The sequence below is a fragment of the Neobacillus drentensis genome (assembly GCF_036965645.1).
Lineage (GTDB): Bacteria > Bacillota > Bacilli > Bacillales > Cytobacillaceae > Neobacillus > Neobacillus drentensis_D.
Genome location: NZ_JBALPZ010000124.1, coordinates 1 through 9,914, shown reverse-complemented (window position 1 = coordinate 9,914; position 9,914 = coordinate 1). Strand labels below are relative to the sequence as shown.

Annotated in this window: 15 protein-coding genes and 1 tRNA gene; 6 read left to right on the top strand and 10 right to left on the bottom strand. The window is 38.9% G+C overall.

From position 1 onward, the window contains the following. Nucleotide 1 precedes the first annotated feature (1 nt). Nucleotides 2-74, bottom strand: a tRNA-Val gene (locus V7266_RS21870). 165 nt (nt 75-239) lie between these two features. Between V7266_RS21870 and V7266_RS21865 the strand changes: the two genes are divergently transcribed. The 5 genes from V7266_RS21865 (at nt 240) to V7266_RS21845 (ending at nt 4,773) form a co-directional block, all read left to right on the top strand. Next, entirely contained in the window at nt 240-464 is a 225-nt protein-coding gene (locus tag V7266_RS21865) for a hypothetical protein (RefSeq protein ID WP_335470919.1), read from the top strand. A gap of 100 nt (nt 465-564) precedes the next feature. Continuing rightward, entirely contained in the window at nt 565-1,293 is a 729-nt protein-coding gene (locus V7266_RS21860) for an alpha/beta hydrolase (protein WP_335470917.1), read from the top strand. A gap of 105 nt (nt 1,294-1,398) precedes the next feature. Further along, nucleotides 1,399-1,911, top strand: coding sequence for a YjcG family protein (locus V7266_RS21855; RefSeq protein WP_335470914.1), 513 nt, complete (start codon nt 1,399-1,401; stop codon nt 1,909-1,911). A gap of 6 nt (nt 1,912-1,917) precedes the next feature. Then, nucleotides 1,918-2,364: a GNAT family N-acetyltransferase gene (locus V7266_RS21850; protein WP_335470911.1), complete on the top strand. Its 447-nt coding sequence runs from the start codon at nt 1,918-1,920 to the stop codon at nt 2,362-2,364. Nucleotides 2,365-2,472: 108 nt separating this feature from the next. After that, entirely contained in the window at nt 2,473-4,773 is a 2,301-nt protein-coding gene (locus tag V7266_RS21845) for an ATP-dependent helicase (protein ID WP_335470910.1), read from the top strand. Between the two features lie 21 nt (nt 4,774-4,794). On the opposite strand, the gene V7266_RS21840 is transcribed toward V7266_RS21845, so the two are convergent. The 8 genes from V7266_RS21840 to V7266_RS21805 form a co-directional block, all read right to left on the bottom strand. Then, complete coding sequence (locus V7266_RS21840; RefSeq protein ID WP_335470907.1) at nt 4,795-5,049, bottom strand: stage VI sporulation protein F; 255 nt, start codon at nt 5,047-5,049, stop codon at nt 4,795-4,797. Nucleotides 5,050-5,520: 471 nt separating this feature from the next. Continuing rightward, nucleotides 5,521-5,637, bottom strand: coding sequence for a YjcZ family sporulation protein (locus V7266_RS21835; RefSeq protein ID WP_335470904.1), 117 nt, complete (start codon nt 5,635-5,637; stop codon nt 5,521-5,523). Nucleotides 5,638-5,745: 108 nt separating this feature from the next. Further along, nucleotides 5,746-6,102, bottom strand: coding sequence for a stage V sporulation protein AE (gene spoVAE / locus V7266_RS21830; protein ID WP_335470901.1), 357 nt, complete (start codon nt 6,100-6,102; stop codon nt 5,746-5,748). A 4-nt stretch (nt 6,103-6,106) separates the two neighbouring features. Continuing rightward, on the bottom strand, nt 6,107-7,132 hold the full coding sequence (gene spoVAD / locus V7266_RS21825) for a stage V sporulation protein AD (protein WP_335470899.1): 1,026 nt from the start codon (nt 7,130-7,132) through the stop codon (nt 6,107-6,109). After that, complete coding sequence (gene spoVAC, locus V7266_RS21820; RefSeq protein ID WP_335470897.1) at nt 7,133-7,609, bottom strand: stage V sporulation protein AC; 477 nt, start codon at nt 7,607-7,609, stop codon at nt 7,133-7,135. 16 nt (nt 7,610-7,625) lie between these two features. Beyond that, nucleotides 7,626-7,997: a YhcN/YlaJ family sporulation lipoprotein gene (locus tag V7266_RS21815; RefSeq protein WP_335470895.1), complete on the bottom strand. Its 372-nt coding sequence runs from the start codon at nt 7,995-7,997 to the stop codon at nt 7,626-7,628. Next, nucleotides 7,969-8,136, bottom strand: coding sequence for a hypothetical protein (locus V7266_RS21810; RefSeq protein ID WP_335470893.1), 168 nt, complete (start codon nt 8,134-8,136; stop codon nt 7,969-7,971). Before V7266_RS21810 ends, V7266_RS21815 begins: the two co-directional genes overlap by 29 nt. Before the next feature lie 222 nt (nt 8,137-8,358). Further along, nucleotides 8,359-8,712: a DUF1360 domain-containing protein gene (locus tag V7266_RS21805; protein WP_335470891.1), complete on the bottom strand. Its 354-nt coding sequence runs from the start codon at nt 8,710-8,712 to the stop codon at nt 8,359-8,361. Between the two features lie 141 nt (nt 8,713-8,853). On the opposite strand from V7266_RS21805, the gene V7266_RS21800 reads away from it, so the two are divergent. Further along, nucleotides 8,854-9,372 (top strand): CotY/CotZ family spore coat protein, encoded by a 519-nt coding sequence (locus V7266_RS21800; RefSeq protein WP_335470890.1) that lies wholly within the window; start codon nt 8,854-8,856, stop codon nt 9,370-9,372. A 129-nt stretch (nt 9,373-9,501) separates the two neighbouring features. On the opposite strand, the gene V7266_RS21795 is transcribed toward V7266_RS21800, so the two are convergent. After that, a partial coding sequence (locus V7266_RS21795) for a CotO family spore coat protein (protein ID WP_335470888.1) occupies nt 9,502-9,914 on the bottom strand: 413 nt, incomplete at its 5' end.

Here is a 9,914-nt window from a genome sequence, read left to right as displayed (position 1 = left end):
ATGACCTGTGAGGGGTTCGAACCCCCGACCTCAACCCTGTCAAGGTTGCGCTCTCCCAGCTGAGCTAACAGATCTCTTATTAAGCTACAAATCTAATTATAGTGGAATAGCTCAGAATGTCAATACAATTTCCATCAACTTTTTAAAAAACATTATTAGAACACACGTTCTATTTTTTCTTGAATAAAGAACTAACGTTCGGTTATAATATAACTATAAACCAAAAAGGAGTGAGTACTATGGATGGACTTTTAATTCGTTCAATCGAAGAACATATGCCAATTGAGATGATTTATCTTGCTGAAAACCAAGAACTTTCCCAAAGAAAGCTAATCGTGAAAGAAATAAACGATGACTATATTCGTGCTTATTGTCTGCATCGGAAACAAATGCGCACCTTTAAACGCGATAACATATTATCAATTATGCCGGAAAATCGTTCCCATAGAACCTACCTCCATTAAACTTACCTCACCTCCCACAACCATTCCCTCTCTTATTAAGCGACTTCTTTCTAGTTATGATAAAATGCAGTTGTATCAAACGAATTACGGGGGGCTTTCCATGCAGTATCCAAAGGGCACAATCAAAGAATATAGCTTTCATAGCTCTGAACTACAAGAAACCATGCAGCTTCTTATCTATCTGCCAGCAAACTTCTCACCACTGTATAAGTACTCACTGCTAATTGCACAAGACGGCAGAGATTATTTTCAGCTTGGCCGAATCGGACGATTAGCAGATGAGTTACTTTTTAACCAAGAAATTGAAAATTTAATTATTGTTGGGGTACCCTATAAGAATGTACAAGACCGACGTCGGAAATACCAACCGGATGGTGTTCAAAATCGCCAGTATATTCGTTTTCTGGCACACGAATTAGTCCCCTTTCTAGATAGGGAATTTCCAACCTATCAGATGGGTTCCACCAGGGCATTAATTGGTGATTCTCTTGGAGCTACTGTTTCCTTAATGACAGCGTTCCACTATCCGCATTCCTTTGGAAAAGTATTGCTTCAATCACCCTATGTCGATGAACAAGTCCTCCATTTAGTAGAAAATTTTAAAGATGGCCAGCTTTTAGAAATTTATCATGTGATTGGAACTCAAGAAACAGAGGTCCCAACTACGGACGGTAAGGTAAAAGACTTTTTAAGCCCAAACAGGTTACTCGCCAAAACAATAAAAACAAAACCTATTACATACTTTTATGAAGAATTTTCTGGCACCCATACATGGACCTATTGGCAGCCGGATTTAAAACGTGCGCTTAAAAAAATTTTTAAAGTTTAGATAGGAATTTTAATTTATTTATTATATTTAGAAAATTTGTTATAATTACTGAAAGCGATTTATCGATATTTTCCTAAAATAACTTCAATCATTGGAGGTAACCGAATGAAATTTGGTGTTGTGATTTTCCCATCGAAAAAGCTTCAAGATGAAGTAAATTCTTATCGTAAACGTTACGATCCGCATTATTCTCTTATTCCTCCTCACTTGACATTAAAAAGTGCCTTTGAAGCGACAGAAGAAGATGTCAAAAATTTTGCTGATAAACTAAGGAAAGTTGCTGGCAAAACTGGCCCTTTTTCTTTAAAAACAACAAAAGTAAGTTCTTTCAAGCCAGTCAATAACGTGATCTATTTTAAGGTTGAGCCTTCGAATGAACTTAACACCCTGCATTCGGAAATCAATAACGAATTGGATGTCGAGAAGAATGAATATGCCTTTGTCCCTCATATTACGATTGGTCAAAAGCTATCAAATGATGAACACTCTGATATTTACGGCTCTCTCCGAATGACAAATATTAATCATGAAGAAACGATTGACCGTTTCCACCTGCTTTATCAGTTAGAAAATGGTACCTGGACCGTATATGAAACATTTCGTCTTGGAAAGGAATAGTAAAACGTGATAATCAAAGTTGTTGGAAATCAAAAAGAACTTGAAGATGCCTTTTCTGTCAGAAAAACTGTATTTATAAACGAGCAAAATGTTCCGATTGAAGAGGAGATTGACCAATACGAGGATGAAGCCACTCATTTTATTATGTATAGTGATACTGACAATCCCGTAGCTGCTGGAAGATTCCGTGTCGTTGATGGTTATGGTAAAGTCGAACGGATTTGCGTGTTAAAAGACGCCCGTAAAACTGGGGCTGGAAGAAAAATGATGAACGCCATCGAAATCTTCGCCCGGAAACAAGGCTTACACAAATTAAAATTAAATGCCCAGACCCATGCAATTCCATTCTATGCTGGACTTGGCTACGAGGTAGCATCAGCGGAATTTTTGGATGCTGGTATTCCTCATAAAACGATGGTCAAACAAATTCCTACAGAAGCACTTGCCGATTAACTGGCAGGTGCTTCTTTTTGCTGGATAAATAATCAAACACTTTCCGAAGCTGGCTGGTTTTGTTAAGATAGAACATGTGTTATTTTCACGAAATAGAGGTTTTAATATATGAAATCAGCTTTCTATCAACAACAGCTCATTCAACTCTCACAATTAGCTCGAGATCAATACCAAAAAATATACCTAGCCGGAAAAAATGGGGAACTTGACTGTCCCACCTGCCATGAAAAAGTAAAATTATTTCTCGGCATCCAGATGGAGCCGCATTTTTTTCATGTCCATACACCTGAAAAAAAATGCCTTGATCCTGACCCCATTATAGAATCGGATGATACTCCACACTATATCGAGCGGAATGGTTTCAAAATCCCTCAAGGACGGACCATTACCATCTCAAACACAAACCTAGAACTATTTCAAGCTGCTAAACCGATTGAATACTCTGTTCCTTATACACCAACTAAGAAACATATAGAGCAGGAACTGCCGCTCTATTTACACTTGCTTGCTGAAAAAAGAGTAGTCCTCGATAAAAGCCAAGTAGAGGCCGTCATACAAACAGATGGCTCGTTATTAGTCCTAGCTGGGGCTGGAAGTGGCAAAACACGTGTGTTAACAGCAAGGACTGCTTACATGCTCGAAGTGAAACAGGCAGATCCAGGCTCTATTATGCTTGTAACCTTCACCTCAAAAGCCGCTGCAGAAATGAAAAACCGCCTACTTTCCTATCCAAATATGCAGCGGGGAAAGATTAATCAGCTTGTGACCGGTACCTTTCACAGTATCTTCTATCGAATCTTAATGTTCCATGATGCCGCCAATTGGTCTTCAAATAATTTGCTAAAGAAGGATTGGCAGCGCGATAAAATCCTTAAGGAGGCAGGAAAATTCCTCCAATTATCTGAAAAGGAATTTGCCTATGATTTAGTACTGCAGCAAATAGGCTATTGGAAAAATTCGCTTCTCATGCCGCATGAAATAAAGCCCACATCTGATTGGGAAGAGAGCGCGGTATTTTTATATAAAAAGTATGAAGAATATAAACAAAAAGAAGGATTATTTGATTTTGACGATATGTTAATTGGCTGTTATCAGCTTTTTATTTCGTCTCCACCCCTTCTAGAGTATTACCAAGACAAGTTCCACTACTTCTTAATTGATGAATTTCAAGATATAAACAGGGTTCAATATGAGCTGATTAAACTGTTATCCGGCAAACATAAAAATGTCTGTGCGGTTGGTGATGATGACCAGGCCATTTATTCCTTCAGGGGCAGTGATCCTAGTTATCTTTTAGATTTTGAAAAGGACTTTCCTAATGCAAAATTAGTAACTCTTGAGCAGAATTATCGCTCTTCACATGAAATTGTCGCTGCAGCTAATCAAATGATTGCTTTAAATAAAAAACGCAGACTTAAACGAATGGAAGCGCAATACGCTTCAGGTATCCTTCCTCATTTGTTTTTTCCGTATGATGAAGAAGAAGAGGCTACAATGATTATTACCGATATACAGGAGAAAATTTCACAAGGTGCGAAACCTGGAGACTTTGCCATCCTTTATCGGACAAATGTCAGCTCGCGTGCAGTTTTTGAAAGATTAGCCGCCTCGAACCTGCCTTTTAAAATTGATCTAGATGCCGAAGCATTTTACGATCGTTTTATCGTGAGAAGCGCCCTTGCCTTTTTAAAGGTGAGTTTAAATGAAGACGACCCGAATGCCATGAGCGATTTATTGCCCTTATTATTTTTAAAACAATCGGTCCTAAAAGATCTAAAAGCAGAAAGCATTCTGAAGGATTGCAGCCTTCTTGAGGCCCTTTCATACCTAAAAACTGCTCACGCCTTTCAAGAGAAAAAATTAAAAAAGGCCGTTACTCTTATCCGCGGTCTTAAACATTTAGCTCCATCCGTTGCGATTGAACAAATTGAGAAAGAAATTGGATTCCTAGATTTTCTAAAGAAACGCGGTAATGAGTCGAGTAAGCTTGAAAAAGGCTCTGATGACCTAAAGGATCTTAAAGTTGCAGCAAAAAGCTTTAATTCGATAGCGGCTTTATTAGAACACGCACAGCATATGTCGGCTATGAATAAGGAAATTAAGAATATGAGCAGACATTTTACTGATGCGATTACGCTTAGTACGATTCACCGTGCTAAAGGGCTGGAATATAAAACCGTTTATTTGATTAGTGCTGTAGACGGCAGCTTACCGCACGATTTTGCCCTGGAATCTTACCGTGCTGGCGATCATGCCCCGCTGGAAGAAGAAAGAAGATTGTTCTATGTAGCGATGACAAGGGCAAAGGAAGAGCTGTTAATCTCCATTCCAAGTAACAGGCGAGGGAAGAAAGCAAATCGCTCTAGATTTTTAGCTCCCATTAATAAAAAGAGGAAGACCAATTTGTAAACACAATTGGTCATCCTCTTTTTATTTTTTATTCATCATTTGAGCAATCGTATTAAAATCAAGCTGCTTGCCATCGTTAATAATCGATTTCACAATTTGGTCTTCCATGTCTTGGCTTACCGGTTTGTTGGCAATTTGAGAAACTCTCCGAATGACATTACGAACTGTTTTTTCATCTTTAAAATTAGCATTTTGCAGGGAGTTAGCTAAATCAAAAATATCTTTCATATTAACGCCTGTTTTCTTTTCTATGTTCTTAAAGAACCCATTATCCATGGTAAAATTTCACGCTCCTTCATAGACTACTTTATTCTATGAAGGAGGGAAAAAAAGGTGAATGTCATGAAATGGCTGACAAAGATATGAGTATATTTTCGAACGCTTCCGTGAATTCATGCAGGTGTTGACCGATATGGCTTCGCATATAGACGATATTCAACTGTTATTTCAAGTGTCTCTTATCTGAATGAGCGTTGCGTTCGGGCAATCTATAGCTTCTTTCAACGGTTTCCTGTCCTAAGGCGTCTTGTCTTCGGACTATCAACTGCATTTTAAAGTCAAGTCCTGTCCGATGTTGACTCGCCTTCGGACTTTCAACAGCATTTTAAAGCCAGGCCTGTCCGAAGCCGCCCCCCTCTCCGAAAACGAATATGTATCAAATATGGCAAAAATCCACAAGCAAGCTTATGTAAAAAACAGAAAAGGCTGGCCCTTTTTTAGGTCCAGCCCCCTCCATCTCATTGTCTATTAAATGAAGCTTGCGCCAACAATGATTAAAAGGATGAATAATACTACGATAAGCACGAAAGTGGAACCGTAGCCATAACCGCCGCCATAGCCGTAGCCGCCGTAGCCGAAGCACATAGACTGTCACCTCACTTTCGGTAATCTCATTAATAACATATGAAATTACTTAATCATGTGTACTAGGCATGACAACCTAATAGGAAAATTGGATAAAAAATAAGTATATCACCCTTTTGGCTTAAAAATAAGTGCGCCAATAAACCCAAAAATAATAGCAGCGGATATTCCAGAGCTAGTTACTTGGAACATCCCGGTCAACACACCAATAATTCCATGTGCATTAGCGTCTTGGAGCGCCCCATGGACAAGAGAATTTCCAAAGCTGGTAATTGGAATGGTTGCTCCTGCTCCTGCAAAATCAACCAGTGGCTCATATAATCCTAACCCATCTAAAATCGCTCCAGCAACCACCAGCAAGCTCATTGTATGGCCCGGTGTGAGTTTCGCAACATCAAATAATAATTGCCCGACAACACAGATTAATCCTCCTACCACAAAGGCCCAAAAAAACATTGCCAGCATGAACTCACCCCTTTTCACCATTCATTTCAATTGCGACAGCATGCGCAATGCATGGAATTGACTCTTTTTGTTGAAAGCTTAACGGAGACAATAACGCCCCAGTTGCAACCACTAAAATACGTTGATATGTTCCTTTTTTCATTTCATTTAGTAAATGTCCATATAACACCGTCGCCGAGCATCCAGCACCGCTGCCTCCTGCTTGAACGGGCTGGTCATCTTTATACATTAGCAATCCACAATCCTGGAATTGCTGCTTTTCCAATTTCAATCCACTTTTATTTAGCAACTCAAAAGCAGTATTATGCCCAATTCTTCCTAGGTCTCCTGTCACAATCAAATCATAATAAGATGGATCTAATTGCAGATCACGAAAATGTGCGATAATGGTATCCGCAGCTGCAGGCGCCATTGCCCCTCCCATGTTAAAAGGATCTGATAAACCCATATCTATTACCTTTCCAATAGTCGCCGAAATGGTCACTGGGTTATTTTCACTGGGTTTATTTGGCTCAACCAGCGCTACTCCTGCACCGGTAATAGTCCATTGTGCCGTTGGCGGTTTCTGTCCGCCATATTCGGTTGGGTAACGAAACTGTTTTTCTACTGCAGAATTGTGGCTGGAAGCACCGGTCAAACAATAGTTTGCCCCCTGATAATTAACGACAAAGGAAGATAGTGCTAAACCCTCCATTGATGTAGAGCAGGCACCAAATAAACCGAAGTAGGGAATCTGCATGGTCCTTGCGGCAAAGCTTGTAGGGGTAATTTGATTAAGTAAGTCCCCAGCAAATAAAAACTGGACCTGTTCTTTTTGGATATTTCCCTTTTTTAAAGCAGCTTTAATCGCTTCTTCCAGCAATAACCGATGGGCTTTTTCATAAGATTCCTGTCCCATCCATAAATCATCGTAAAGCAGGTCAAAATCTTTCGCCAAGTTACCGTTAGCTTCGAACGGTCCTCCTGTTACACCTGTTGCTGTAATCATTGGCCGATTATTAAAAACCCATGATTGCTGCCCCTTTAACAATTACAAAACCCCCCACATCACAAGTAGCGTCTTTATTAAAGCAACAACAAACGCTGAGAATACTCCGAATAAAATAACTGAACCTGCAAGTTTGAACATATTTCCACCTACACCAAGGACAAACCCTTCCGTCCGGTGTTCAATAGCTGCAGAAATAACTGAATTTCCGAAACCAGTTACGGGTACCGCACTCCCAGCACCAGCAAATTGGCCAATGTGGTCATAAACTCCAAAGCCGGTTAACAGCATTGAAAAAAAGACCATCGTTGCAACGGTGGGGTTTCCCACATTCTGCTCAGTGAAATTAAAATTATATATGTAAAAATAACTGACAGCTTGGCCAATCATGCAAATTAGCCCGCCAACTAAAAATGCTTTAATACAATTCTTTAAAACTGGACGCTTCAGTTCATGTTTTTGTTGGAGTGATTGATAGTTTTTCTGCTGAGGGGTCATTTTTTTCTGCTTGCTAGCCATCCCAATACACCCTTTCTTACTTCATATCTTCCGTCATTTTAACAATTTCCTCTAAACGTTTTTCAGCCTTAGAATGTGATAACTTTCCTGATTTCATCTCCTCATTAAGCCTGACTGCTTCTAAGAAAATCTTATAATCACTAGATACTGTAAAGTTTTCCTTAGGATGTTCTTCTTCTAGCTTCTTATTTAGATTCTTTTCGATTGTCTTCATTTTAAATCTCTGCATGTGCTTTACCTTATAGACCACTAATGTATCTTTTTCTCCTTTGATAACTGCAACATCATACAGCTCTGGTAAAGAACTTACATCTTTTTTGATATCCTCTACCCGATCACTACTCTTATTCCCCCCTGTACTAATGGGGGTCGGATTTGTCGTTTTCATGAGCGCCAATTGACTTTCCTTTACCGCCTGATTCTGAGAACATGCCGCCAACAACAACAAACTCATACTTACCATCAATCGATAGACCCTTTTCATTTGCTTCACTTTCCTTGTCCCGTAAGTGTTTGAATACTATCATAGTTTTTTCTTTATCCTGCAAAATTATGACTGTAAAACCACTGCTCCTTAAATTAAAAAAACTGCCAGTTTTACCAGCAGTTTTTTCATTACTTTGAAGTTTTTTTACTGCAGCCGCAGCCTTTATTCTTCTTTGTAGTAGTCATTTTGCTGCCGGATTGCGTATGTGTTTGCTTTGTTTATTATTGTTCATTTACGCCCTCTCCTTTCATAGACGAAAAGATTATTTTTCGATAAAATGCTGAACCCATAATTCCAAAAGAGAGGCAACACCAGCCACTGCTAAAATCAAGATAATTGGTCTAGAAATATCTGGACAAATATAATGGAAGCTGACTATAAAGGCAGCTGACCATATTCCTGTACACCAATAACAACTAAGCAGTTCACCTATAAACTTCTTAACCCCTGCTTTTTTTGGTACATAATAAATCTCTACTTCCCCATCATGCTCCTCTCGAACCTCATCAAAAAAAGGTTCGCGAATAAACTCAAATATTCGATCGAATACAAGCAATCTCGTCAGTCGAAAGCTTGCTAGCGATAATAAAAGCAATGTTAAAAAGGTAATATTCATATCGGCTAATATCCTTTCTTTGATTAAATAGATGTTTGCCCCGCCCAATTTTGACAATTTGGTGTTTGGCCGTTTCCCAAAAGTACTCTCGACAATATGTTAGTAATGTAGGATATATCACGGAATAAGGAGGAAAATTTAATGGGTTGTGGAAATAAAGATAATAACTTTCACGGTGAAAACTGCTTATTCGAAGTTGTTCGTGCCATTAAGGATATTCAAGATAATGAAGTTGAAGCAGTAGAAGAAGAATCTACTCAATATACTAGCTGCTTTACTGAGCCACTAGAATGGATGTCGTCAACCAGAAGAGATCCGGTTGATACTCGTGTTCTTGTTCTAAGTACTGCTGATGGTTCACCATTTCATGCATTTTTAATCGAAGAGTATGAGGCATGTGTATCGATCTTCTTTCGCGTGGAGGATGTATTTGAAAACTGTTGCGCAACACTTAGGGTGTTAGTACCTGGCCATCGTGACAACAAAGGAAATTTTGAAACGGTTAATCTCGTATCAAGTGGAGATAAATGCTGTATCGACCTTACAAAATTTTGCAAAGTTAACACTTTCCGTGGAAGCAGAGATTTTGTCACTGTTGACCTAAACCGCTTCAGTTCAGTGCAATGTATCGCTGATGTTGACCTTGGAATCTGTAACTAAGGAAGAAAACGGCAGCATAAAAATGACCAATTACACAGGGCTGAGGCGAACTAATTTTCAAAGTCAAACAGGGTTAACGTAAATGAGCCAGTCGTAAATCGGCTGGCTATTTTGCTATTTTTATTTAATTTATCTCTTTATTCCGATCATCATCACGTTCGTTAGCTGTTCAAGTGGAATGGTTTCAGAGGTTTGGTTTTTTAAACTTATGGTTACAAATTGGTCTGTGTATTCTGTTAAATAACCTTGAACTTTTCTTTTCTCAGTAGAAAAGACGCATGTTACAGGGGACAGAACCTTTGGAAAGTTAATGAGATAATTTAAACGCTCATTCAAGTCCATTTCTTTAAATGGCTTGACTTTCTTTAATGAAGACCTACTTTCTCTCTTTTGTTTTTGTATTACGGTTGTTTGACTCTCTGGCTGCTCCAATTTAGGTTCCTCTTCCATTATCTGATCCTCTTTTGCAACTGAGTGTGTTTTATTCATCTCCTCTTTTGCAACTGAGAGTGTTTTATTCATCTCCTCTTTTGCAAATGAGA

Excerpts from the sequence above, each read along its gene's own strand:
- V7266_RS21865 (WP_335470919.1), top strand. The coding sequence starts at position 240 with ATGGATGGACTTTTAATTCGTTCAATCGAAGAACATATGCCAATTGAG.
- V7266_RS21860 (WP_335470917.1), top strand. The coding sequence starts at position 565 with ATGCAGTATCCAAAGGGCACAATCAAAGAATATAGCTTTCATAGCTCT.
- V7266_RS21855 (WP_335470914.1), top strand. The coding sequence starts at position 1,399 with ATGAAATTTGGTGTTGTGATTTTCCCATCGAAAAAGCTTCAAGATGAA.
- V7266_RS21845 (WP_335470910.1), top strand. The coding sequence starts at position 2,473 with ATGAAATCAGCTTTCTATCAACAACAGCTCATTCAACTCTCACAATTA.
- V7266_RS21840 (WP_335470907.1), bottom strand. The coding sequence starts at position 5,049 with ATGGATAATGGGTTCTTTAAGAACATAGAAAAGAAAACAGGCGTTAAT.
- V7266_RS21835 (WP_335470904.1), bottom strand. The coding sequence starts at position 5,637 with ATGTGCTTCGGCTACGGCGGCTACGGCTATGGCGGCGGTTATGGCTAC.
- spoVAE (WP_335470901.1), bottom strand. The coding sequence starts at position 6,102 with ATGCTGGCAATGTTTTTTTGGGCCTTTGTGGTAGGAGGATTAATCTGT.
- spoVAC (WP_335470897.1), bottom strand. The coding sequence starts at position 7,609 with ATGGCTAGCAAGCAGAAAAAAATGACCCCTCAGCAGAAAAACTATCAA.
- V7266_RS21815 (WP_335470895.1), bottom strand. The coding sequence starts at position 7,997 with ATGAAAACGACAAATCCGACCCCCATTAGTACAGGGGGGAATAAGAGT.
- V7266_RS21810 (WP_335470893.1), bottom strand. The coding sequence starts at position 8,136 with ATGATAGTATTCAAACACTTACGGGACAAGGAAAGTGAAGCAAATGAA.
- V7266_RS21805 (WP_335470891.1), bottom strand. The coding sequence starts at position 8,712 with ATGAATATTACCTTTTTAACATTGCTTTTATTATCGCTAGCAAGCTTT.
- V7266_RS21800 (WP_335470890.1), top strand. The coding sequence starts at position 8,854 with ATGGGTTGTGGAAATAAAGATAATAACTTTCACGGTGAAAACTGCTTA.